Genomic DNA, 22,239 nt, shown 5'->3' on the forward strand with positions numbered 1-22,239 from the left:
TAAGTAACATGGCGGACTGATAAACGAATAAAGACAGCGAAACGATAGTGGCACAACGAGATTATGTAAGCCGCGGGCAGTCGGCAGGGACGCGGCGCAAGAAAAGTACATCCCGCAAAAAGCAACGTAGTCTGCCATCCGTCTCTCCGACAATGGTAGCCATTGCGGCGGCTGTCGTGGTGGCCTTCGTCGGCGCCCTTTACTTTATTACTCACCATAAAAAAGAAGAGAGCGACACGCTTCCCGGCCATAAAGTGACCGGAAACGGCCTGCCGCCAAAACCGGAAGAACGCTGGCGTTATATTAAAGAGCTGGAGAACCGCCAGCCGGGCGTGCGCACGCCTACGGAACCGACCGCCGGTGGCGAAGTGCAAAATCAGAGCCAGTTAACCAACGAACAACGTCAGTTGCTTGAGCAGATGCAGGCGGATATGCGCCAGCAGCCAACGCAGCTGAATGAAGTGCCGTGGAACGAGCAAACTCCTGCCCAGCGCCAGCAAACGCTGCAGCGCCAAAAGCAGCAAATACAGCAAACTCAGCCGGTACAGCAGCAGTGGAATACGCAAACACAGCAGCAACCGCGCGTTCAGCAACGCGTAGCCGAGCAGCCTTACCAGCAGCCACGCAGCACGCAGCAAACTACCCAGCCTTATCAACAGCCGCGTACCGTGCAGCAGCAACAGCCGAAGGCCACCGCCAGCAGCAATCAGCAGCCTTATCAGGATCTGTTGCAAACGCCGCCACACAGCCAGCAAAAAGCGCCTCAGCAGCCAAAACCGGCCCAGCGTGAGACGCAGCAGGCCGCCCCAATAACGCGCGAGCCGGAAGTGGCGAAGCAGGCCGCTCCTGCGACCCAGGAGAAGAAGGATGAGAAGCGCTGGATGGTTCAGTGCGGCTCATTCAAAGGCAGCGAGCAGGCGGAAACCGTTCGTGCGCAGCTGGCGTTTGAAGGCTTTGACTCCCGCATTACCACCAACAACGGCTGGAACCGCGTAGTGATTGGCCCAATCAAAGGTAAAGATAATGCCGATATCACTATCAACCGCCTGAAGATGGCCGGCCACACCAGCTGCATTCGTCTTGCTTCCGGGGGTTGAAACCCCAAAATTGCCCCCCATTTATATTGGCATTAGGCCCTGCGTAACGCGCAGGGCTCGTGTTTAGCTGATGCAAAAGGGGTCTGCCCGTGACAACAATAGTAAGCGTACGCCGTAACGGCCAGGTGGTGATTGCCGGTGATGGCCAGGCCACACTGGGTAACACCGTAATGAAGGGCAACGTCAAAAAAGTCCGCCGCCTGTACAACGACAAAGTGATCGCCGGTTTTGCCGGTGGTACGGCGGATGCCTTCACGCTGTTCGAGCTGTTTGAACGTAAGCTTGAGATGCACCAGGGCCATCTGGTTAAAGCGGCCGTTGAGCTGGCGAAAGACTGGCGTACCGACCGAATGTTGCGCAAGCTCGAAGCGCTGCTGGCGGTGGCCGACGAAAACGCCTCTCTGATTATCACCGGCAACGGCGACGTCGTTCAGCCGGAAAACGACCTGATTGCTATCGGCTCCGGCGGCCCGTACGCCCAGGCCGCAGCCCGCGCCATGCTGGAAAACACCGACATGAACGCGCGCGATATCGCTGTCAAGGCGTTGGATATTGCAGGCGATATCTGCATTTATACCAACCACTTCCATACCATCGAAGAATTACCGTCTAAAGCGTAAGGATCTCCCATGTCTGAAATGACCCCACGCGAAATTGTCAGCGAACTGAACAAACACATTATCGGCCAGGATAACGCCAAACGTTCCGTTGCAATCGCCCTGCGTAACCGCTGGCGCCGTATGCAGCTTGATGAAGAGCTGCGTCACGAAGTGACTCCAAAAAATATTCTGATGATTGGCCCAACCGGCGTAGGTAAAACCGAAATCGCCCGTCGCCTGGCAAAACTGGCTAATGCGCCGTTCATCAAAGTTGAAGCGACTAAGTTCACCGAAGTTGGCTATGTTGGTAAAGAAGTGGATTCTATCATCCGTGATTTGACCGATTCGGCCATAAAAATGGTGCGCATGCAGTCCATCGAGAAAAACCGTTATCGTGCCGAAGAAATGGCCGAGGAACGCATTCTCGACGTGCTGATCCCGCCGGCGAAGAATAACTGGGGCCAATCCGAAACCCAGCCAGAGCCGTCTGCGGCACGCCAGTCGTTCCGTAAAAAGCTGCGCGAAGGCCAGCTGGATGACAAAGAGATTGAAATCGATCTCGCCGCTGCGCCAATGGGCGTAGAGATTATGGCTCCTCCGGGCATGGAAGAGATGACCAGCCAGTTGCAGTCCATGTTCCAGAACCTCGGCGGCCAGAAGCAGAAGCCGCGTAAGCTGAAAATCAAAGATGCACTGAAGCTGCTGGTGGAAGAAGAAGCCGCGAAGCTGGTGAATCCGGAAGAGCTGAAGCAGGACGCTATCGATGCGGTTGAGCAGCACGGTATCGTGTTCATCGACGAAATCGACAAAATCTGTAAGCGCGGCGGCAACAGCTCTGGCCCGGACGTGTCCCGCGAGGGCGTACAGCGTGACCTGCTGCCGCTGGTGGAAGGCTGCACCGTTTCGACCAAGCACGGGATGGTGAAAACCGACCACATTCTGTTTATCGCTTCCGGCGCATTCCAGGTCGCCAGCCCGTCAGACTTGATCCCTGAGCTGCAGGGTCGCCTGCCGATCCGCGTAGAGCTGCAGGCGCTGACGGTTGACGATTTTGAGCGCATCCTGACCGAGCCAAATGCCTCCGTGACCGTTCAGTACAAAGCGCTGATGGCGACCGAAGGCGTGAATATCGACTTCACCGAAGACGGTATTCGCCGTATTGCCCAGGCCGCATGGCAGGTGAACGAGTCTACCGAAAATATCGGTGCCCGCCGTCTGCACACCGTACTTGAGCGCCTGATGGAAGATATCTCCTATGACGCCAGCGATTTGAACGGCCAGTCTATCGTGATTGATGCGGAATATGTTGGTAAGCATCTGGATGAGTTGGTTGCAGATGAAGACCTGAGCCGTTTTATCCTATAATCCGGCTAACGCATTTTCTTCATTTGAAATGGAGGGCTTATGCCCTCCATTTTTTTATCTAAACTGGCAACCAAAACTATGAGCAATTCGCAACCTATTAGTGTCACCCAGGCCTGGCTGGAAAGCCTGCGCCCACGCACGCTGCCTCTGGCATTTGCCTCAATAGTCTGTGGCTCTGCGCTGACCTGGTGGCAGGGCGTATTCGATCCCGCCGTTGCGCTGCTGGCATTGTTAACCGCCGGGCTGCTGCAAATTCTGTCAAACCTCGCCAACGACTATGGCGATGCCGTTAAGGGTAGCGACACCGAAGACCGCATCGGGCCGCTGCGCGGCATGCAGAAAGGAGTGATTACCCAGGCCCAGATGAAACGCGCGCTGGTGATAACGGTGGTGCTTATTTGCCTCTCCGGTCTGTCTCTGGTGGCGCTTGCCTGCAACACCTTTGCTGATTTTATGGGCTTCTTGCTGCTCGGCGTGCTGTCTATCGTTGCCGCCATCAGCTATACCGTTGGCACCCGCCCTTATGGCTATATGGGCCTGGGGGATATTTCAGTGCTGGTATTCTTCGGCTGGATTAGCGTGGCCGGGACCTGGTATTTGCAGGCTCATTCGCTGGCACCTTTAGTTATTCTGCCCGCAACCGCGTGCGGCCTGCTGGCAACGGCGGTGCTGAATATTAATAACCTGCGCGATATCGACAGCGACCGTGAGAACGGTAAAAACACGCTGGCGGTTCGCCTTGGTCCGGTTATCGCCCGCCGCTACCATGCCTGCCTGCTGGTTGGCGCGCTGGTCTGCCTCGCATTGTTTAACCTCATCTGGCTCAAAAGCCTGTGGGGCTGGCTGTTTGTGCTGGCGGCACCGCTGCTGATAAAACAAGTCGCCTACGTGCTGCGCGAGCGGGAACCCGTTGCAATGCGCCCGATGCTGGAACGTACCGTCAAAGCGGCGCTGCTGACTAACCTGCTGTTCGCGCTTGGCGTGGTGCTAAGCACCTTTGGCTGATGACTGACAAATATCAATTAACAATTGATGATTTTGCCAACAGTTAACAGAACGCGATATACTGACAGCTCCTGCAGCAAAAGAACCTTAATCCTATGAAATACGATACTTCTGAGCTTTGTGACATCTACCAGGAAGAGGTCAACGTCGTTGAGCCGTTGTTCTCCAATTTTGGTGGCCGCTCGTCATTCGGTGGGCAAATCATCACGGTGAAATGTTTCGAGGACAACGGGTTGCTGTACGATCTGCTCGAAGAGAATGGCCGTGGACGCGTATTGCTGGTAGACGGCGGCGGTTCAGTACGTCGCGCGCTGATCGATGCTGAACTGGCTCGCCTTGCCCTGCAAAACGAGTGGGAAGGCATTGTGGTTTACGGCGCGGTACGCCAGGTGGACGACCTTGAAGAGCTGGATATTGGCATTCAGGCCATTGCGGCTATTCCGGCGGGTTCCGCTGGCGAAGGCATCGGCGAGAGTGACGTACGCGTTAATTTCGGCGGCGTAACCTTCTTCTCCGGCGACCATCTGTATGCCGACAACACCGGAATTATTCTCTCCGAAGATCCGCTGGATATCGAATAGTCCAGCTGATGCATAGCAAAACGGGCGCCTGAGGCGCCCGTTCTTTTTTACCCGCAGGGAGTAATTACACTTCTTCCATTTTGCCCAGCAGCGCGTGCAAACGCTCCTGCCAGACGTGCTGTTGTTCTTTCAGGCTGCCGTTTTCACGCACCAGCTCTTCCTGATTGCTCTGCGCCTGCTGTACTTCCTGAGCCAGGCTGTTATTTTTCTCTTTCAGCTCTTCGATTTCCATCTGTAACAGCGTAATCGTGTCAACCGCCTGCTGAACTTTTGCTTCCAGTTTCTCAAACACTTCAAATGACATTTCGAACTCTCCTGAATTGCAAGGCGTAGATGGATGGCTATCCTCGTCCCGATTCTTCGGCGACGCCTTTATGAACGTATGCGCACACGTAGCGTAACTCGATTGTAAGTAGCGCGGATGCCCGTGTCCAGCGGCTTACGGCGCTCTTTGCGTAACATGACGTTTTTCAGTCTATGCCGAAAGCATGGCCGGGTTGCTAGCCTGAATTGTTAAAAAAATCGTTGTGCTCACGGGGAATTTCGGCCCGTCACACGTGAGGATGTGCTCACTTTTTAGCGCGAAAACGCTCATTTTCTTGACGCACCACGCACATTTTAAGTTCGATATTTCTCGTTTGTGTTCGTTAACGATAAATTAACACCGTGCCTACATGGCATAAAGGGTGGCAAGGACGCTCGACTAACAATAATCATCAATTTGCCTTCAGGACCCGACTATGAGTCAGACAGCTACAACAACCTTAAAAGGCCAGTGCATCGCCGAATTCATGGGTACCGCGTTGTTGATTTTCTTCGGTGTGGGATGTGTTGCTGCATTGAAAGTGGCAGGAGCCACCTTCGGGCAGTGGGAAATCAGTATCATCTGGGGCTTAGGGGTAGCGATGGCTATCTATATGACCGCAGGGGTATCTGGCGCACATCTTAACCCGGCGGTGACGATTGCACTATGGCTGTTCGCCTGTTTTGACGGACGCAAAGTCGTGCCGTTTATTATTTCACAATTCCTTGGCGCGTTTTGCGCCGCAGCGTTGGTTTATGGCTTGTATTACAATCTGTTCTTCGATTATGAGCAGACGCATCATATGGTTCGCGGCAGCGTAGAAAGCCTGGATTTAGCCGGTATCTTCTCCACCTATCCTAACCCGCACATTAACTTTGTGCAGGCGTTTGCCGTAGAGATGGTGATTACCGCTATTCTGATGGGCGTGATCCTCGCCCTGACCGATGACGGCAACGGCGTGCCGCGTGGCCCGCTGGCTCCGCTGCTGATTGGCCTGCTGATTGCGGTTATCGGCGCCTCTATGGGGCCACTGACGGGGTTTGCGATGAACCCGGCTCGTGACCTTGGGCCGAAAACCTTCGCATGGCTGGCAGGCTGGGGCGACGTAGCCTTCACCGGCGGGAAAGATATTCCTTACTTCCTGGTGCCGCTGTTCGCTCCAATCGTCGGCGCGTCGCTTGGCGCATTCGGTTACCGTAAATTGATTGGCCGTCACCTTCCTTGCGATGTCTGCGTTGTCGAAGAAGATAAACCGGACAGCAAAGCGACCACTCAGCAAAAAGCACTGTAATACTGACTTCAGGACATGATTATGACTACAGAGAAAAAATACATCGTCGCTCTCGACCAGGGAACCACCAGCTCGCGTGCCGTTGTCCTGGATCATGACGCCAACATCATCAGCGTCGCGCAGCGTGAATTTGAGCAAATCTATCCTAAGCCAGGCTGGGTAGAGCATGACCCGATGGAAATCTGGGCCACCCAAAGCTCCACGCTGGTAGAAGTGTTGGCCAAAGCCGATATTAACTCTGACGAAATTGCCGCTATCGGTATCACTAACCAGCGCGAAACGACCGTGGTCTGGGAGCGTGAAACAGGTAAGCCGATTTACAATGCGATTGTCTGGCAGTGCCGCCGTACCGCAGATATCTGTGAAGAGCTGAAGCGCAACGGCATGGAAGAGTATGTTCGCCACAATACCGGCCTGGTCGTTGACCCGTATTTCTCCGGCACCAAGGTGAAGTGGATCCTCGACCACGTAGAAGGTTCACGCGAGCGCGCTCGCCGCGGCGAACTGCTGTTCGGTACCGTGGATACCTGGCTTATCTGGAAAATGACCCAGGGACGCGTTCACGTTACCGACTACACGAATGCCTCTCGTACTATGCTGTTCAACATTCACGAGCTGGACTGGGACGACCGTATGCTGGAAGCGCTGGATATCCCGCGCGAGATGCTGCCTGAAGTCCGTAAGTCGTCAGAAGTTTATGGCCAGACCAACATCGGCGGTAAAGGCGGCACGCGTATTCCTATCGCCGGTATCGCCGGTGACCAGCAGGCGGCCCTGTTTGGCCAGCTGTGTGTCAAAGAAGGTATGGCGAAGAACACCTACGGCACCGGCTGCTTCATGCTGATGAACACCGGTGAAAAAGCGGTAGCCTCCACCAACGGCCTGCTGACTACCATCGCCTGCGGCCCTAAAGGCGAAGTGAACTATGCGCTGGAAGGTGCGGTGTTTATGGCCGGGGCGTCAATTCAGTGGCTGCGTGATGAGATGAAACTGATTGGCGATGCATTTGACTCCGAATATTTCGCCAACAAGGTGAAAGATACTAACGGCGTGTACGTGGTTCCCGCGTTTACCGGCCTCGGCGCACCTTACTGGGACCCGTATGCCCGCGGCGCGATTTTCGGCCTGACCCGTGGCGTGAACTCCAACCACATCATTCGCGCAACGCTTGAGTCTATCGCTTACCAAACCCGCGATGTGCTGGAAGCCATGCAGGCCGACTCCGGTATTCGTCTGCACGCCCTGCGCGTGGACGGCGGTGCGGTAGCAAACAACTTCCTGATGCAGTTCCAGTCCGATATTCTCGGCACGCGCGTTGAGCGCCCTGAAGTACGCGAAGTTACCGCCCTGGGTGCGGCCTACCTCGCCGGTCTGGCAGTCGGTTTCTGGCAGAATCTCGACGAACTGCAGGAAAAATCGGTCATCGAGAAAGAGTTCCGTCCGGGGATTGAAACTACCGAGCGTAACTATCGCTATGCAGGCTGGAAAAAAGCGGTTAAACGCGCCCTTGCCTGGGAAGATCACGAAGAACAGTAATCTCTCAAAAGGCCCCTCTCAGGGGCCTTTTTCATTAGCTGCCCTGCCCGGCGGTTTCCCGCCCCCTTCCCCGCCTGTGCTAAACTCCCCGGCAATTCTGTTTGCTAAATGAGTCTGCTATGAAACGAGAACTTGCCATCGAATTTTCCCGCGTGACCGAAGCCGCAGCGCTTGCTGGCTACAAATGGCTTGGCCGGGGCGATAAAAACGTCGCCGACGGCGCGGCCGTAAATGCAATGCGTATCGTGTTAAACCAAATCAATATCGACGGTGAGATTGTCATCGGCGAAGGGGAAATCGACGAAGCGCCAATGCTCTACATCGGCGAGAAAGTCGGCACCGGAAAAGGCGACGCGGTAGATATTGCCGTAGACCCAATTGAAGGCACACGCATGACGGCAATGGGCCAGGCCAACGCTCTGGCCGTACTAGCCGTCGGCGATAAGGGCACCTTCCTCAACGCGCCCGATATGTATATGGAAAAGCTGATTGTCGGCCCGGGAGCCAAAGGCGCTATCGACCTTAATCTCAGCCTTAGCGACAACCTGCGCAATATTGCCGCCGCGCTGAACAAGCCGCTTAGCGAACTGACGGTCACCATTCTGGCTAAACCTCGCCACGATGCGACCATTAAAGAAATGCAGCAGCTGGGCGTGCGCGTATTTGCCATTCCCGACGGTGACGTAGCCGCATCCATTTTGACCTGCATGCCGGATAGCGAAGTGGACGTGCTGTATGGCGTCGGCGGCGCACCGGAAGGTGTTGTTTCCGCGGCGGTGATCCGCGCGCTGGACGGCGACATGCAGGGCCGCCTGCTGGCTCGCCATCACGTAAAAGGCGACAGCGAAGAGAATCGCCGCATCGGCGAACAGGAGCTGGCGCGCTGCAAAGCAATGGGCATTGAGGCCGGACGGGTATTAGCGCTCGACGAAATGGCTCGCAATGACAACGTTATCTTCTCCGCCACCGGTATCACCAAAGGCGACCTGCTGGACGGGATCACCCGCAAAGGCAACATGGCAACCACCGAAACCCTGCTGATCCGCGGCAAATCCCGTACCATCCGCCGCATTCAGTCGATTCATTATCTCGATCGTAAAGATACCGAAGTACAGAAGCATATTCTGTAACGCTTCTCATTTGTTGGTTCGAGCTTTCCGGCTCGTTTGGGCTGGAAATGTCTCTGCAACCTGGTGAAGATAGGCAAAAAGCAACGACTGGAGAGCAACATGGCGGATTGGGTTACAGGTAAAGTCACCCGGGTTCAAAACTGGACAGATTCTCTCTTTAGCCTGACGGTTCACGCCCCGGTCCCCCCGTTTACGGCCGGGCAGTTTACCAAGCTTGGGTTAGAGATAGACGGCGAGCGCGTGCAGCGTGCCTACTCCTACGTCAACGCCCCGAGTAATCCCGACCTTGAATTCTATCTGGTCACCGTGCCGGAGGGTAAACTCAGCCCACGCCTGCACGCCCTGCGGCCCGGCGATGAAGTTCAGCTGGTAAGCGAGGCCGCCGGGTTCTTCGTCCTCGAAGAAATTCCCGACTGCAAAACGCTGTGGATGCTTGCGACCGGCACCGCGCTCGGCCCCTATCTGTCTATTCTCCAGGAAGGCAAAGACCTTGAGCGCTTTGAAAATATCGTGCTGCTTCACGCCGTGCGCTACGCCAGCGATTTAAGCTATCTGCCGCTAATGCTGGAGCTACAGGAACGTTATCAGGGCAAAGTACGTGTTCAGACCGTGGTTAGCCGCGAAACGGTATCCGGCTCTCTCACCGGACGCGTACCGGCGCTGATTGAAAGCGGGGAGCTTGAAAAGGCTGTCGGCCTGCCGATGGATACCGAAACCAGCCATGTGATGCTGTGCGGTAACCCGCAGATGGTGCGTGATACCCAGCAACTACTGAAAGATACCCGGCAGATGAGCAAACATCTGCGTCGCCGACCGGGCCATATGACTGCGGAGCATTACTGGTAATTCAGCGGAATTTAACTTCGCTGGTCTCTTTACCAAAGCGATTCTCGCCCTGGGTGCCAATAAACGCGCCCAGGTCCATGATGACCATCACCAGAATCAATGTCGGGATGAAGCGCCCAAGCCCCCACTGCCACAAAGTACCAAAGGTCTCCCAGTTCCCTGCCAGCAGAAGCCACGCAGGAATGAACAGCAGCGCCCACCAGCCTTTTTTATCCCTGTCGTGCAGCCGCTTGACGATAACCGCGGCAGTCGGAATAAGCGAACCAGTGAGGAAGAAGCCCGCCGTGGAGTAAGGCATGATTTCCGCCCCCGCCAGGGTAAACAGAATAATCAGGCCGATAATCCAGGCCCCAATCCAGATCCAAAAATCGCGGCGCCCAATGCGCCCTTTAAAAGAGAACAACCATTGCTGTATGGTCATGGGTAAGGTCCTTATTATTTTATCGCGGCGTAGTGTACCCTGGTCGCGACCCGTTTTGACAAGCCAACGGATTGCCGATTTAATCGGGAAGACAAATTACAGGAGAAGTGTGTCGATGAAATATCTGCTACCTGCCCTCGTGCTGCTGGCGCTGCCTCTGGCGGTGAGCCGGGCGGATCCTCCGTCAGATACGGCTTCTCAGCTCCCGGCCGCGCCTTACCTGCTGCCGGGCGCCCCAACGTTCGATCTGACCATTACCCAGTTTCGCGGCAAATTCAATATCGATAATCCTTCGTTGCCGTTAAACGAGTTTCGCGCCGTTGAAAACAGCCGCGATAAAGCTAACCTGACGCGAGCCGCGACCAAGATCAACGAAAACCTCTACGCCTCGGCGGCGCTGGAGCGCGGAACGCTTAAGGTTAAATCGATACAGATAACCTGGCTGCCGATTCAGGGCCCGGAACAAAAGGCCGCTCGCGGCAAAGCGCTGGAGTATATGGCCGCGATTATTCGTAGCTTCACGCCTTCGCTTTCAAAAGCACAGAGCCAGCAAAAACTGACCAAATTACTGAGCGACGGCAAGAATAAACGCTATTTTTCGCAGAACGACGGCGCCATTCGCTATGTTGTAGCGGATAACGGCGAAAAGGGGCTTACCTTCGCGGTTGAACCGATTAAGCTGGCGCTATCTGAGGCGCTAAACAACGGCGAATAAATGACAAAAAGCAAAGCCTTTCGCCCGTTGGATCTCTATACTGTTTCACAGACCAAGCTGCCCATAGGGCAGTGATTCTTTTTATTGCTTACCGCGTGGAGAATTAAAATGCGACATCCTTTAGTGATGGGTAACTGGAAACTGAACGGCAGCAAACACATGGTTCACGAGCTTATCGCCAACCTGCGTAAAGAGCTGTCCGGCGTTGACGGCTGTGGCGTAGCTATTGCCCCACCAACTATGTATCTGGACCTGGCAAAACACGCTGCTTCCGGTAGCCACATCATTCTTGGCGCGCAGAACGTTGACGTGAACCTGTCCGGCGCGTTCACCGGTGAAGTTTCCGCAGAAATGCTGAAAGATATCGGCGCTAAATACATCATCATCGGCCACTCCGAGCGTCGTACTTACCACGCAGAGTCTGATGAGTTCATCGCGAAGAAATTCGCCGTGCTGAAAGAAGCTGGCCTGACTCCGGTTCTGTGCATCGGTGAAACCGAAGCAGAAAACGAAGCCGGCAAAACTGAAGAAGTTTGTGCTCGCCAGATTGACGCCGTACTGAAGACTCAGGGCGCGGCTGCTTTCGAAGGCGCGGTTATCGCTTACGAACCAATTTGGGCAATCGGTACCGGCAAATCTGCTACCCCAGCTCAGGCTCAGGCAGTACACAAATTCATTCGTGACCACATTGCTAAAGCTGACGCTAAAGTGGCTGAGCAAGTGATCATCCAGTACGGCGGTTCCGTTAACGATAAAAACGCAGCCGAGCTGTTCGCTCAGCCGGATATCGACGGCGCGCTGGTTGGCGGTGCTTCTCTGAAAGCCGACGCCTTCGCCGTTATCGTTAAAGCTGCGGCTGAAGCGAAAAAAGCGTAATCCCGCACTCGATTAAACGAAACGGCTCCGCTTGCGGAGCCGTTTTTTTATAGCTTATGCAACAGCCGGAACCAACCGTAGTCCAGCGGCAAAAGCAGCAGAAAAGTCACGACGGCCAGCGCCAGGCAAAGCTTCATTCCCTCTTTCGCAGGAACCTTCCCCAGCCCCATCGCCACCACAATCGGCGAGGCCATATACGGCAGCAGCGGCGTGGAATATCCCAGAACCTGAATCATAATGACCGACAGCAGCGGGAACCCGGTTGCCTGAGAGAAACTTTCGGCAAAAGTGGTGTACAGCGCAGGCACCCCGTTAGCGGTAACGATAAAGTTGAGCAGGCTGGTAATGCCGGTCAGCGCGGCAAAACTGGTAAAAGGTTTATCCGCATCCAGCGGCATTATCGCCATCAGTTTTTCACCTACGATAGCGCCAAGCCCGATATGCGTAACCGTAGTTGCCAGAGCCAGAATGCCCGCCACATAGAAACAGGTCCGCACATTTACCCCGCTGGCAAACTCCTCGCTGGTGATAAACCCGATACGCGGCAGCAGCGTAATACAGGCGGCCACCAGCCCTATCCATGCCGGACCAATGCCGTGCCAGCTTTCCGTTACCCACAGACCAAGAACTACAGCGAGCAGCCACGCCAGACGCTTTTCTTCAACGCTCATCGGCCCAGGATGCTCAATATGCTGCGGCGGCTGAGGTCTGCCGGGAAATAGCCAGCAGATAAGACCAATCAGAATGAGTCCTTTAAGAATGCCCAGCACCGGCGTATGCAGCAGCAGGTATGGCAGATAATTGAGATGCAGACCGTAAGAGCCCTCTGCGGCGCCGCTCATTACCAGATTAGGGACGTTGGCGGGCAAAATCGTTGCTGAAAGCTGGAATGTCCCAAACCCCACGGCCAGCGCCAGACCGTACCAGGCTCGGGTCCCCTCACCAATAGCGGCTTGCCTGGCCATGGCGGCAACAATCGGCATCAGGAGGGCAATCCGCCCCATATTAGAAGGCATGACAAAAGCCAGCGCGTAGCTAAGCAAGACCACGCTTCCAACCATATGAGGCCAGGAGTCGGTAAGCCGGGCGGAAAGCGCACGGGCGACCCTGTCGGCAAGGCCGGTTTTACGAATCGCAATTCCCAACACAAAACCGCTGAATACCAGCCAGAAAGCTGAAGAGGCAAAGCCGCTAAAGATAACCCCGGCAGGAGCAATCTTTGCCACCATCGCGGCGGCAAAAAACAGCAGAGCAGTGAGGTATTCAGGCAGGGCCGATGTCGCCCAAAGGATGATAGTCACCAGCACAATCATTCCGGGCAGGAAAAGTGGGTCTGAAAACCAGAGTGACATACCTGTCTCCTGTAGAGTTTTTCAGCACTCTACGGGAAGATATTCAGCGAGTAAATGTAAGACGATGGAAACAAAAATGGCCCCGCAGGGCCATTCTGATTAACGTTTACTGATTTGGTCGAAGCTGCCGCCGTTGGAGAAGTGCTCTTGCTGGGCCTTAGTCCAGCCGCCGAACTCTTCGTCGATGGTATACAGCTTGAGTTTAGGAAACGCTTTTTCGTATTTCTTCGCTACATCAGGATCGCGCGGGCGATAGTAGTTTTTCGCGGCAATTTCCTGCCCTTCCGGAGAGTAGAGATACTTCAGGTAGGCTTCCGCCACCGCCTGAGTGCCTTTCTTCTCAACCACTTTATCAACTACCGAGACGGTCGGCTCCGCCAGAATCGATTCACTTGGCGTCACGATTTCGAATTTATCTTTGCCCAGTTCATTGGTTGCCAACAGCGCTTCGTTTTCCCACGCAATCAGCACGTCGCCAATCCCGCGTTCTACAAAGGTATTGGTCGAGCCACGGGCGCCGGAGTCCAGCACCTCAACGTTCTTAAACAGCGCTTTTACGAAGTCCTGAGCCTTTGCCTGATCGTTATTGTTGTGATGCAAGGCGTAACCCCATGCGGCTAAATAGTTCCAGCGTGCGCCACCGGAGCTTTTCGGGTTAGGCGTAATAACCGAGACGCCCGGTTTTATCAGGTCGTTCCAGTCATGGATTTGTTTCGGGTTGCCTTTACGCACCAGGAAAACGATGGTGGAAGTGTACGGCGCGGAGTTGTCCGGCAGCCGCTTGATCCAATTTTTGTCGATACGGCCACGCTCGGCAATCGCATCAACATCATAGGCCAGCGCGAGGGTGACAACGTCCGCCTCAATGCCGTTGATAACCGAAGTCGCCTGCTTGCCGGAGCCGCCGTGAGACTGGCGCACGGTCACGGTATCGCCGGTCTGCTGCTTCCAGTGAGCGCTAAACGCTTTGTTATATTCTTCATACAGTTCACGAGTCGGATCGTAAGACACGTTAAGTAGCTGAATATCCTTTGCCAGCACGCCGCCAGAAGCCAAAAGTAATGTTAAACCCACGCCCCACTTATTCATCGCTCGTTCTCTTTATGAAGTTTGATGAACCCAGCGTGCCAGAAACTATTTCTGACATTAAAGAATAAAAAAAGATTGGCTATAACTTTTGGAGATATAACAACCCATAAAAAAACCGGGCCAGGCCCGGTTTCTGAGAAAAATACTCTTAGTACAGCTTCTTAGCGCAGTCCAGCCAGTCACCTTTGAACGGACGCTTCATGTTTTCGATGGCGTCAATAATGTCATGGTGAACCAGTTTTTCATTCTGGATGCCGACGCAACGACCACCGAAGCCCTGCAAAAGCAGCTCGATAGAGTAAGCGCCCATGCGGGAAGCCAGAATGCGATCGTAAGCTACCGGAGAACCGCCGCGCTGAATGTGGCCCAGAACGGTCGCGCGGGTTTCACGCTTGGTTTCGGTTTCGATATATTTCGCCAGCTCGTCCACGTCGCAGATGTGCTCGGTGATAGCCACTATCGCGTGTTTCTTACCTTTGGCAATCCCGGCTTTAATTTCTGCCACCAGATCTTCACGGCTGAATTCTACTTCTGGCAGTACCACAAACTCGCAGCCACCGGCGATAGCCGCAGCCAGAGTCAGGTCGCCACAATAGCGGCCCATCACTTCCACAATGGAGATACGCTGGTGGGAAGAAGAGGTGTCACGCAGGCGGTCAATGGCTTCAACGACGGTTTCCAGCGCGGTGAAGTAGCCGATGGTGTAGTCGGTGCCTTTGATATCGTTATCAATGGTGCCAGGTAAGCCGATGCACGGGAAGCCCATTTCGGTCAGGCGCATCGCGCCCAGGTAGGAACCGTCGCCGCCGATAACAACCAACGCATCGATACCGCGCTTTTTCAGGTTATCGATAGCCACTGCACGAACATTTTCGTCGCGGAATTCCGGGAAGCGAGCTGAACCCAGGAATGTGCCGCCACGGTTGATCATGTCGGACACGCTATAGCGGTCCAGCTGCACCATACGGTCTTCATACAGGCCCAGGTAGCCGTCATAGACGCCCATGACTTCCAGACCTTCTGACAATGCCGCACGCACTACGCCGCGAATTGCCGCATTCATGCCCGGCGCATCACCGCCACTCGTCAACACACCAATTTTTTTGATCATGACTACCTCTGAACTTTGAAAGCAAAATTAATCCTGGTGCCGGAAACCGCTGCGGGCAATCCGAAGCCTCGACTCTGCAGCAAATAGTATAACAACGGCTTCCTGCTGAATTGATTCAGGTCAGGCCAACTGGCGGTACTTTGTGCAAAAACTGCCCGTTAGCACCAACCTTCCAACGTAAAACTAAAGCTCGAAATGTCCCTGTCGCCCGGTCGGTACAACCGAGCAAGGATCCTGGTGGATAATGACATCCGACCCCGGAAAATGATGAAGGATCGCCTGTTCCACCTGTTCGGCGATAATATGCGCCTGAACCAGCGGCAAATTATCTTCCATTTCAATATGAAGCTGTATAAAGCGGGTCGGCCCTGACTGCCGCGTTCGAAGATCGTGTGCCCCTCTTACCCCGGGCCACGTATTCACGATATCGATAATAGCCTGGCGCTCCTCATCCGGTAACGCCCGATCAAGCAGCGATTGCACGGCTTCATAACCCATTTGCAGCGCGCTATATAAAATGTAGACGCCAATGCCCAATGCAAACAGCGAATCCGCGCGGTGCCAGCCGTACCAGGACAGAGCCAGCGCAATAAGAATTGCGCCATTCATCATAACATCAGACTGATAATGAAGCATATCTGCCCGGACGGCCTGGCTTTGAGTTTTTCGCACCACCCAGCGCTGAAAGGTCACCAGAATTAAGGTACTTAACAGCGCAACGACCGTCACGGCGATGCCGATACCGGGATCCTTCATTGGGGAAGGGTCGGCAAGATGCTGAATACCTGTCAAAAACAGGAACAATGCCGACCCTGAGATAAACATGCTTTGCGCAAGCGCGGCAAGCGACTCTGCTTTGCCATGGCCGAACGTGTGTTCTTCATCTGCCGGTTGCAGTGAATAGCGCACCACCAGCAGATTGGTCAGCGAGGCGGCAATATCAACCAGCGAGTCCACCAGCGCCGCCAGAATACTGACCGAACCGGTGTACCACCAGGCAAAAATTTTAATGATCAGCAGCAGCAAGGCCATGGCGGTCGCTGCTATTGCGGCCCGGCTAACCAGCTGCCCATATTGTTGATTCATGGAGGCTCCCGCAGGTGAATGCGGCTAGTATAGCGGATCCCGCTCTGAGCTTTGGGCAAAAAAAACCCGCCTGGGTAGGCGGGGAAGACAGGGATGGTGTCTATGGCAAGGAAAACAGGGTTTGTTACTGGTTACTACGGTTACTGCTACTACTCATTGCCTGCAGCGAAATGCCCTGCTGCTGGTCCGACAGTTCACGGAGATTATCCATGCGCTGCTGGTGTTTTTCATTTAAAGCGGACTGCTGTTCCGGGCTTAACAAGTGGTACATTTGGTTGCGTACTTTTGCCATCTCTACCTGGCGGGCAACCTGTTCTTGTGCCATTTTTTCAGCCTGGGCTTTTACTGCCGCTTCATCAAATTTATCTGCGGTGATCAGCCTATGCATGATCTCCATTTCGCTAACATTAACGGGTGGGCTATCATGCCTTGCCCGTTGCATAAGATCGCGCATCTGTTGGCGCTGCTGTTCGGTCAAACTTATGCCGTCAAACATATGATTCTGAGCGTTACTGCGCTTTGCCAGATTGTCGCTTTGCGGCCAGTTAACGCCGGTCTGTAAATCAGCGGCCTGGCTGGCTAAAGAGATAAACGCCAGCGTTGAGGCCATGACGGCAGCGGTAACATTGCGCATCACTTGCTCCCAAAATCTTTTGTGCTGCGATTCAACGAGAGCCAGTCTACGATTCCCGCTGCAAACTAGCGTCAGGGGGTGTAAAACAACGTAAAGTCATGGATTAGCGCCGCTTGATGACGTAATTTCTGCCTCGGAGGTAATTTCACAATGAATAAAATCCTGTTAGTTGATGATGACCGAGAGCTGACTTCCCTGCTAAAGGAATTGCTCGACATGGAAGGTTTTGACGTAACTGTCGCCCACGACGGCGAGCAAGCGTTGGCCCTTCTGGACGACAGCATCGACCTGTTATTGCTCGACGTAATGATGCCGAAGAAAAACGGTATCGATACCTTGAAAGAGCTTCGCCAGACACACCAGACACCAGTCATTATGCTTACCGCACGCGGGAGCGAACTTGACCGCGTACTCGGCCTTGAGCTGGGTGCCGATGACTATTTACCAAAACCCTTTAACGACCGCGAGCTGGTTGCGCGTATTCGCGCCATCCTGCGTCGCTCACACTGGAGCGAGCAACAACAAAACAGCGACAGCAGTTCTCCAACGGTAGAGGTGGACGGGCTGAGCCTGAACCCGGGCCGTCAGGAAGCGAGCTTCGATGGCCAGGCGCTGGATTTAACCGGCACCGAGTTCACCCTGCTCTATCTTCTGGCCCAGCATCTTGGTCAGGTAGTTTCACGTGAACATCTTAGCCAGGAAGTCCTCGGTAAACGCCTGACGCCATTCGATCGCGCAATCGATATGCATATTTCCAACCTGCGCCGCAAATTGCCGGATCGCAAAGACGGTCACCCGTGGTTTAAAACATTACGTGGTCGCGGCTATCTGATGGTTTCCGCTTCATGATAAGTAGCCTTACCGCGCGCATTTTTGCCATCTTCTGGCTGACGCTGGCTCTGGTACTGATGTTAGTTTTAATGCTGCCAAAGCTGGATTCACGCCAGATGACCGAGCTGATGGAGAATGAGCAACGTCAGGGCTACATGATTGAGCAGCACGTCGAAGCCGAGCTGGCGACCGATCCGCCCAATGATTTAATGTGGTGGAGGCGTCTGTTTCGCGCCATCGACAAATGGGCACCTCCTGGCCAGCGCCTGCTGCTGGTCACCAGCGAAGGGCGAGTCATTGGCGCCCAACGCAACGAAATGCAGATCATCCGTAACTTTATCGGCCAGTCCGATAACGCCGATCATCCCCAGAAAAAGAAATATGGCCGGGTTGAGCTTGTTGGCCCATTTTCGGTACGAGATGGCGAAGATAACTACCAACTTTATCTAATTCGCCCCGCCAGCAGCTCACAGTCCGACTTTATCAACCTGCTGTTCGACCGGCCTCTGCTGTTGCTGATTGTCACCATGCTGGTGAGCTCTCCACTGCTGCTGTGGCTGGCATGGAGCCTGGCAAAACCGGCTCGTAAGCTGAAAAACGCGGCGGATGAGGTTGCGCAGGGGAATTTGCGTCAGCATCCTGAGCTGGAAGCCGGGCCGCAGGAGTTCCAGGCCGCAGGCGCCAGCTTTAACCAGATGGTGACCGCGCTGGAAAGAATGATGACGGCGCAGCAGCGGCTGCTGTCCGACATCTCTCATGAGCTTCGTACTCCGCTCACTCGACTGCAGCTTGGTACTGCCCTGCTTCGCCGCCGCAGCGGTGAGAGTAAGGAGCTGGGGCGTATAGAAACCGAAGCTCAGCGGCTGGATGGCATGATCAACGATTTACTGGTTATGTCGCGTAATCAGCAGAAAAATGCGCTGGTTAGCGAAACCATGAAGGCAAACCAGATCTGGACGGAAATGCTGGATAACGCCGCTTTCGAAGCCGAACAGATGGGTAAATCTCTGGAAATTACCTATCCACCCGGTCCGTGGCTGATGTACGGCAACCCAAATGCGCTGGAAAGTGCGCTTGAGAATATCATTCGCAACGCACTGCGCTACTCGCATACTAAAATTGCCGTTAACTTCTCCGTGGATAACCAGGGCATTACGGTGACGGTTGACGATGATGGCCCGGGCGTTAGCCCGGAAGATCGCGAGCAAATTTTCCGCCCGTTCTACCGCACCGATGAAGCACGCGACCGCGAGTCCGGCGGCACCGGCCTTGGCCTCGCTATCGTTGAGACTGCGGTACAGCAGCATCGCGGCTGGGTCAAAGCAGATGACAGCCCGCTAGGCGGCCTGCGCCTGACGCTCTGGCTGCCGCTTTATCACCGTTAACAAGCAGGCTCTACGGAGCCTGTTTTCATTTCTGCTTAGCAGCAATTTTGCTATTCTGCGCCCCTTGTCGATGGGGGTTGTATGTTAAATATCGTTTTGTTTGAGCCAGAAATTCCGCCCAATACCGGGAACATTATTCGCCTGTGTGCAAATACCGGGTTTCGGTTGCACATCATTGAGCCAATGGGATTTCCCTGGGATGATAAGCGCCTGCGTCGCGCCGGACTGGATTACCACGAATTTACTACCGTTCTGCGCCATCGCGACTACAGCGCGTTTCTGGAGGCAGAAAAGCCCCAGCGCCTGTTTGCTTTAACCACCAAGGGAACGCCAGCCCACAGCGCGGTGAGTTATCAAGAAGGGGATTATCTGATGTTTGGCCCGGAAACCCGCGGGCTACCTGCCGAGATCCTGAATGCGATGCCGCCGGAGCAAAAAATTCGCATCCCGATGATGCCCGACAGCCGTAGCATGAACCTGTCGAACTCGGTTTCTGTTGTAGTGTATGAAGCCTGGCGCCAGCTGGGATACCGCGGCGCCGTTCTCAGAAGCTAGATACCGTCTCCGAACTCGAAGCCGATGCTGTTGAAGTGCTGATCCATGTCCATCGACGGTTTGTCGCTTTCCGGCGTGCCGACGATTCTTGCCGGTACGCCAGCGGCAGTGGTATGCGGTGGCACCGGCTGTAACACGACGGAACCCGCGCCAATTTTAGCGCCCGTTCCCACTTCAATATTGCCGAGGATCTTCGCCCCGGCGCCAATCATCACGCCTTCACGGATCTTCGGATGGCGGTCACCGCTGGTTTTCCCGGTGCCGCCCAGCGTCACAGATTGCAGAATCGAGACGTCATTTTCTACTACCGCCGTTTCACCGATCACAATGCCGGTAGCGTGGTCGAGCATAATGCCGCAGCCAATTTTTGCCGCCGGGTGAATATCCACCTGGAAAGAGACGGAAACCTGATTCTGCAAGAAAATCGCCAGCGCCTGGCGCCCTTCGAGCCAGAGCCAGTGCCCGATGCGGTAAGCCTGCAGCGCATGGAAGCCTTTGAGGTAAAGAAGCGGCGTGGAGTATTTATCCACCGCCGGGTCACGGGTGCGCACCGCCTGAATATCACAGGCCGCAGAGGCTATCATTTGCGGGTCGGCCGCATAAGCCTCTTCAACCACTTCACGAATCGCAATCGCCGGCATGATGGGCGAAGCCAGTTTGTTGGCAAGCATATAGCTCAGCGCATTCCCGAGGTTTTCATGCTTGAGCAGCGTCGCGTGATAAAAACTGGCCAACATGGGTTCACAATCCGCTAGCGCACGCGCTTCGGCTTTAATATTGCTCCACACCAAATCCAGTTCTTCAGATGACATTGCTCTCTCCAGACAGAAAAACAACGCCCGACACCAGGGTCGGGACGTTTCAGTTATTGCGGTGAATTAAACGATCCGTCAGTTGCCGCTTCGTTCATCCTTACGGGTACGACCAAGCAACGTTAATGCTGCCTCGCGCGCGTTTTTTCCGCAATACAATACCTGATAAATTTCCTCGGTTATTGGCATTTCAACACCTACCCGCGCTGCCAGCTCGCGAACTTCTTTGGTGTTGCGATACCCTTCAACCACCTGGCCGATTTTCTGCTGCGCACCGTCCACATCCATACCCTGACCCAGCATCATGCCAAAGCGACGGTTGCGGGATTGGTTATCGGTACAGGTCAGCACCAGGTCACCCAGGCCCGCCATCCCCATAAAGGTTTCAGGCGAAGCGCCAAGCGCGCTGCCCAGACGCGTCATCTCTGCAAGACCACGGGTAATGAGCGCGGTACGAGCGTTAGCGCCAAAGCCGATGCCGTCAGACATCCCTGCGCCGATGGCAATAACGTTCTTCACCGCCCCGCCCAGCTGTACGCCGATAAAATCGGGATTGCTGTAGACGCGGAAGCTTTTACCACAGTGCAGCAGGTGCTGGAGGTCGTGCGCAAACTGGTCGTCTGTCGCCGCAAGAGCAATAGCCGTCGGCAAACCTGCGGCCAGCTCTTTAGCAAAAGTCGGCCCGGAGATAACGGCCAGTGGCACATCATCGCCCAGCGCTTCGCGAGCAACATCCTGCAATAAGCGGCCCGTTTCTGCCTCAAGGCCTTTAGTTGCCCAGACAATACGCGCATCGTGGCGCATCAGAGGTTTGATTTGGCGCAGCACCTGCCCGAACACATGACTCGGGACAACAACCAGAATATTGCGGCTGGCCGCCAGGGCAGTGGCTAAATCACTCTCCAGATGGAGCGTATCGGGGAAAGGAACATCCGGCAGGAACGCAACATTACAGCGATCGGCCTGCAGCGTTGCGATATGTTGAGCATCGTGCCCCCACAACACAACGTGGTGGCCGTTTCTCGCCAGGGTGATGGCGAGAGCGGTGCCGTAAGAACCGGCACCGATCACAGTCATTGAAGCATTAAGGCTGTTCATCAGGCATCCTGATGGTTTTCAGCACCTTCGCCAGCTTGCTGCTGCAGATAGCTCATGAACAGCGCATCAAAGTTAACCGGTGCAAGGTTCAGCTGAGGGAAAGTACCGCGAGAAACCAGGCTAGTGATACATTCACGCGCATACGGGAACAGGATGTTCGGGCAGTATGCACCCAGGCAATGCGCCAGTTGATTCCCGTCGATACCTTCAACAGAGAAAATACCGGCCTGCTGCACTTCGCACAGGAAAGCGGTGTCTTCGCCAAGCGTTGCGGTCACGGTTACGCGCAGCACCACTTCATACACGTTATCAGCCAGCTGGCTGGACGCGGTATCGAGATCCAGTTTAACTTCCGGCTGCCAGTCTTTTTGGAAAACGTGCGGCGCATTTGGTGCTTCAAAAGAAACATCCTTGGTGTAAACGCGCTGAATCTGGAAAGCCATTTCTGCATTATTTTGTTCTGACATTGTTAACCCTTAAAATTTAAACGTCCTTAATCTGCGATACACGGCAGACAAAC

At 54.7% G+C, this 22,239-nt stretch carries 24 protein-coding genes; 14 read left to right on the top strand and 10 right to left on the bottom strand.

The window, feature by feature from the left end; genetic code table 11:
- The first annotated feature begins 47 nt into the window (after positions 1-47).
- The 5 genes from ftsN (at position 48) to rraA (ending at position 4,647) form a co-directional block, all read left to right on the top strand.
- On the top strand, positions 48-1,097 hold the full coding sequence (gene ftsN, locus FOC35_RS08320) for a cell division protein FtsN (RefSeq protein ID WP_172568651.1): 1,050 nt from the start codon (positions 48-50) through the stop codon (positions 1,095-1,097).
- A gap of 89 nt (positions 1,098-1,186) precedes the next feature.
- The gene (gene hslV / locus FOC35_RS08325; RefSeq protein WP_039899013.1) at positions 1,187-1,717 is read left to right on the top strand and encodes an ATP-dependent protease subunit HslV; all 531 of its coding nucleotides are present in this window, start codon (positions 1,187-1,189) and stop codon (positions 1,715-1,717) included.
- A gap of 9 nt (positions 1,718-1,726) precedes the next feature.
- Positions 1,727-3,061, top strand: coding sequence for an HslU--HslV peptidase ATPase subunit (gene hslU / locus FOC35_RS08330; protein ID WP_016538928.1), 1,335 nt, complete (start codon positions 1,727-1,729; stop codon positions 3,059-3,061).
- 78 nt (positions 3,062-3,139) lie between these two features.
- Complete coding sequence (gene menA / locus FOC35_RS08335; RefSeq protein WP_172568652.1) at positions 3,140-4,066, top strand: 1,4-dihydroxy-2-naphthoate polyprenyltransferase; 927 nt, start codon at positions 3,140-3,142, stop codon at positions 4,064-4,066.
- A 95-nt stretch (positions 4,067-4,161) separates the two neighbouring features.
- Entirely contained in the window at positions 4,162-4,647 is a 486-nt protein-coding gene (gene rraA / locus FOC35_RS08340) for a ribonuclease E activity regulator RraA (protein WP_008457535.1), read from the top strand.
- 64 nt (positions 4,648-4,711) lie between these two features.
- On the opposite strand, the gene zapB is transcribed toward rraA, so the two are convergent.
- The gene (gene zapB / locus FOC35_RS08345; RefSeq protein WP_016538926.1) at positions 4,712-4,951 is read right to left on the bottom strand and encodes a septal ring assembly protein ZapB; all 240 of its coding nucleotides are present in this window, start codon (positions 4,949-4,951) and stop codon (positions 4,712-4,714) included.
- 436 nt (positions 4,952-5,387) lie between these two features.
- Here zapB and FOC35_RS08350 point away from each other — a divergent pair, with 436 nt between their 5' ends.
- From FOC35_RS08350 to fpr, 4 genes are all read left to right on the top strand, one after another.
- A complete protein-coding gene (locus FOC35_RS08350; protein WP_016538925.1) occupies positions 5,388-6,242 on the top strand; it encodes an MIP/aquaporin family protein in 855 nt (284 codons plus the stop codon).
- 21 nt (positions 6,243-6,263) lie between these two features.
- Positions 6,264-7,778, top strand: a complete 1,515-nt coding sequence (gene glpK, locus FOC35_RS08355) for a glycerol kinase GlpK (RefSeq protein ID WP_039899011.1) — start codon at positions 6,264-6,266, stop codon at positions 7,776-7,778.
- 119 nt (positions 7,779-7,897) lie between these two features.
- Positions 7,898-8,908 carry a class II fructose-bisphosphatase gene (gene glpX / locus FOC35_RS08360; protein WP_172568653.1) on the top strand — a complete coding sequence of 337 codons (1,011 nt, stop codon included), beginning with the start codon at positions 7,898-7,900 and terminating at the stop codon, positions 8,906-8,908.
- A 99-nt stretch (positions 8,909-9,007) separates the two neighbouring features.
- Positions 9,008-9,754: a ferredoxin--NADP(+) reductase gene (gene fpr, locus FOC35_RS08365; RefSeq protein ID WP_039899009.1), complete on the top strand. Its 747-nt coding sequence runs from the start codon at positions 9,008-9,010 to the stop codon at positions 9,752-9,754.
- 1 nt (position 9,755) lies between these two features.
- Here fpr and FOC35_RS08370 read toward each other — a convergent pair whose 3' ends face one another.
- The gene (locus FOC35_RS08370; RefSeq protein ID WP_016538921.1) at positions 9,756-10,175 is read right to left on the bottom strand and encodes a DUF805 domain-containing protein; all 420 of its coding nucleotides are present in this window, start codon (positions 10,173-10,175) and stop codon (positions 9,756-9,758) included.
- Positions 10,176-10,290: 115 nt separating this feature from the next.
- On the opposite strand from FOC35_RS08370, the gene FOC35_RS08375 reads away from it, so the two are divergent.
- The gene (locus tag FOC35_RS08375; RefSeq protein ID WP_039899007.1) at positions 10,291-10,890 is read left to right on the top strand and encodes a YiiQ family protein; all 600 of its coding nucleotides are present in this window, start codon (positions 10,291-10,293) and stop codon (positions 10,888-10,890) included.
- Positions 10,891-10,998: 108 nt separating this feature from the next.
- Positions 10,999-11,766 (top strand): triose-phosphate isomerase, encoded by a 768-nt coding sequence (tpiA, locus tag FOC35_RS08380; RefSeq protein ID WP_039899006.1) that lies wholly within the window; start codon positions 10,999-11,001, stop codon positions 11,764-11,766.
- 47 nt (positions 11,767-11,813) lie between these two features.
- Here the strand turns inward: tpiA and FOC35_RS08385 are convergent, their stop codons facing one another.
- The 5 genes from FOC35_RS08385 to cpxP all read right to left on the bottom strand — a co-directional run bounded on the left by FOC35_RS08385 (position 11,814) and on the right by cpxP (position 17,038).
- Entirely contained in the window at positions 11,814-13,118 is a 1,305-nt protein-coding gene (locus tag FOC35_RS08385) for an SLC13 family permease (RefSeq protein WP_172568654.1), read from the bottom strand.
- Between the two features lie 99 nt (positions 13,119-13,217).
- Entirely contained in the window at positions 13,218-14,207 is a 990-nt protein-coding gene (locus FOC35_RS08390; RefSeq protein ID WP_016538916.1) for a sulfate ABC transporter substrate-binding protein, read from the bottom strand.
- Positions 14,208-14,355: 148 nt separating this feature from the next.
- A complete protein-coding gene (gene pfkA / locus FOC35_RS08395) occupies positions 14,356-15,318 on the bottom strand; it encodes a 6-phosphofructokinase (RefSeq protein WP_016538914.1) in 963 nt (320 codons plus the stop codon).
- Between the two features lie 183 nt (positions 15,319-15,501).
- The gene (gene fieF / locus FOC35_RS08400; protein ID WP_016538913.1) at positions 15,502-16,404 is read right to left on the bottom strand and encodes a CDF family cation-efflux transporter FieF; all 903 of its coding nucleotides are present in this window, start codon (positions 16,402-16,404) and stop codon (positions 15,502-15,504) included.
- Positions 16,405-16,528: 124 nt separating this feature from the next.
- Complete coding sequence (gene cpxP, locus FOC35_RS08405; RefSeq protein WP_016538912.1) at positions 16,529-17,038, bottom strand: cell-envelope stress modulator CpxP; 510 nt, start codon at positions 17,036-17,038, stop codon at positions 16,529-16,531.
- Between the two features lie 150 nt (positions 17,039-17,188).
- Here cpxP and cpxR point away from each other — a divergent pair, with 150 nt between their 5' ends.
- The 3 genes from cpxR to trmL all read left to right on the top strand — a co-directional run bounded on the left by cpxR (position 17,189) and on the right by trmL (position 19,809).
- Positions 17,189-17,887, top strand: coding sequence for an envelope stress response regulator transcription factor CpxR (gene cpxR, locus FOC35_RS08410; RefSeq protein ID WP_016538911.1), 699 nt, complete (start codon positions 17,189-17,191; stop codon positions 17,885-17,887).
- Complete coding sequence (gene cpxA / locus FOC35_RS08415; RefSeq protein WP_016538910.1) at positions 17,884-19,254, top strand: envelope stress sensor histidine kinase CpxA; 1,371 nt, start codon at positions 17,884-17,886, stop codon at positions 19,252-19,254. The genes cpxR and cpxA overlap by 4 nt, the downstream gene beginning before the upstream one ends.
- A gap of 81 nt (positions 19,255-19,335) precedes the next feature.
- Entirely contained in the window at positions 19,336-19,809 is a 474-nt protein-coding gene (gene trmL / locus FOC35_RS08420; protein WP_016538909.1) for a tRNA (uridine(34)/cytosine(34)/5-carboxymethylaminomethyluridine(34)-2'-O)-methyltransferase TrmL, read from the top strand.
- On the opposite strand, the gene cysE is transcribed toward trmL, so the two are convergent.
- The 3 genes from cysE to secB all read right to left on the bottom strand — a co-directional run bounded on the left by cysE (position 19,806) and on the right by secB (position 22,186).
- Positions 19,806-20,621, bottom strand: coding sequence for a serine O-acetyltransferase (gene cysE / locus FOC35_RS08425; RefSeq protein WP_016538908.1), 816 nt, complete (start codon positions 20,619-20,621; stop codon positions 19,806-19,808). The genes trmL and cysE overlap by 4 nt on opposite strands.
- A 78-nt stretch (positions 20,622-20,699) precedes the next feature.
- Complete coding sequence (gene gpsA / locus FOC35_RS08430; RefSeq protein ID WP_172568655.1) at positions 20,700-21,719, bottom strand: NAD(P)H-dependent glycerol-3-phosphate dehydrogenase; 1,020 nt, start codon at positions 21,717-21,719, stop codon at positions 20,700-20,702.
- Positions 21,719-22,186 (bottom strand): protein-export chaperone SecB, encoded by a 468-nt coding sequence (secB, locus tag FOC35_RS08435; RefSeq protein WP_016538906.1) that lies wholly within the window; start codon positions 22,184-22,186, stop codon positions 21,719-21,721. The genes gpsA and secB overlap by 1 nt, the downstream gene beginning before the upstream one ends.
- Between the last annotated feature and the right edge of the window lie 53 nt (positions 22,187-22,239).

Origin of the sequence: Cedecea sp. FDAARGOS_727 (genome assembly GCF_012273235.1) — a bacterium.
Taxonomy (GTDB): Bacteria; Pseudomonadota; Gammaproteobacteria; order Enterobacterales; family Enterobacteriaceae; genus Cedecea; species Cedecea davisae.

Excerpts from the sequence above, each read along its gene's own strand:
- rraA (WP_008457535.1), top strand. The coding sequence starts at position 4,162 with ATGAAATACGATACTTCTGAGCTTTGTGACATCTACCAGGAAGAGGTC.
- cpxA (WP_016538910.1), top strand. The coding sequence starts at position 17,884 with ATGATAAGTAGCCTTACCGCGCGCATTTTTGCCATCTTCTGGCTGACG.
- FOC35_RS08390 (WP_016538916.1), bottom strand. The coding sequence starts at position 14,207 with ATGAATAAGTGGGGCGTGGGTTTAACATTACTTTTGGCTTCTGGCGGC.
- glpK (WP_039899011.1), top strand. The coding sequence starts at position 6,264 with ATGACTACAGAGAAAAAATACATCGTCGCTCTCGACCAGGGAACCACC.
- glpX (WP_172568653.1), top strand. The coding sequence starts at position 7,898 with ATGAAACGAGAACTTGCCATCGAATTTTCCCGCGTGACCGAAGCCGCA.
- tpiA (WP_039899006.1), top strand. The coding sequence starts at position 10,999 with ATGCGACATCCTTTAGTGATGGGTAACTGGAAACTGAACGGCAGCAAA.
- hslU (WP_016538928.1), top strand. The coding sequence starts at position 1,727 with ATGTCTGAAATGACCCCACGCGAAATTGTCAGCGAACTGAACAAACAC.
- menA (WP_172568652.1), top strand. The coding sequence starts at position 3,140 with ATGAGCAATTCGCAACCTATTAGTGTCACCCAGGCCTGGCTGGAAAGC.
- trmL (WP_016538909.1), top strand. The coding sequence starts at position 19,336 with ATGTTAAATATCGTTTTGTTTGAGCCAGAAATTCCGCCCAATACCGGG.
- FOC35_RS08375 (WP_039899007.1), top strand. The coding sequence starts at position 10,291 with ATGAAATATCTGCTACCTGCCCTCGTGCTGCTGGCGCTGCCTCTGGCG.
- fpr (WP_039899009.1), top strand. The coding sequence starts at position 9,008 with ATGGCGGATTGGGTTACAGGTAAAGTCACCCGGGTTCAAAACTGGACA.
- secB (WP_016538906.1), bottom strand. The coding sequence starts at position 22,186 with ATGTCAGAACAAAATAATGCAGAAATGGCTTTCCAGATTCAGCGCGTT.
- zapB (WP_016538926.1), bottom strand. The coding sequence starts at position 4,951 with ATGTCATTTGAAGTGTTTGAGAAACTGGAAGCAAAAGTTCAGCAGGCG.
- cysE (WP_016538908.1), bottom strand. The coding sequence starts at position 20,621 with ATGTCATCTGAAGAACTGGATTTGGTGTGGAGCAATATTAAAGCCGAA.
- pfkA (WP_016538914.1), bottom strand. The coding sequence starts at position 15,318 with ATGATCAAAAAAATTGGTGTGTTGACGAGTGGCGGTGATGCGCCGGGC.
- FOC35_RS08350 (WP_016538925.1), top strand. The coding sequence starts at position 5,388 with ATGAGTCAGACAGCTACAACAACCTTAAAAGGCCAGTGCATCGCCGAA.
- fieF (WP_016538913.1), bottom strand. The coding sequence starts at position 16,404 with ATGAATCAACAATATGGGCAGCTGGTTAGCCGGGCCGCAATAGCAGCG.
- FOC35_RS08370 (WP_016538921.1), bottom strand. The coding sequence starts at position 10,175 with ATGACCATACAGCAATGGTTGTTCTCTTTTAAAGGGCGCATTGGGCGC.
- FOC35_RS08385 (WP_172568654.1), bottom strand. The coding sequence starts at position 13,118 with ATGTCACTCTGGTTTTCAGACCCACTTTTCCTGCCCGGAATGATTGTG.
- cpxP (WP_016538912.1), bottom strand. The coding sequence starts at position 17,038 with ATGCGCAATGTTACCGCTGCCGTCATGGCCTCAACGCTGGCGTTTATC.
- cpxR (WP_016538911.1), top strand. The coding sequence starts at position 17,189 with ATGAATAAAATCCTGTTAGTTGATGATGACCGAGAGCTGACTTCCCTG.
- gpsA (WP_172568655.1), bottom strand. The coding sequence starts at position 21,719 with ATGAACAGCCTTAATGCTTCAATGACTGTGATCGGTGCCGGTTCTTAC.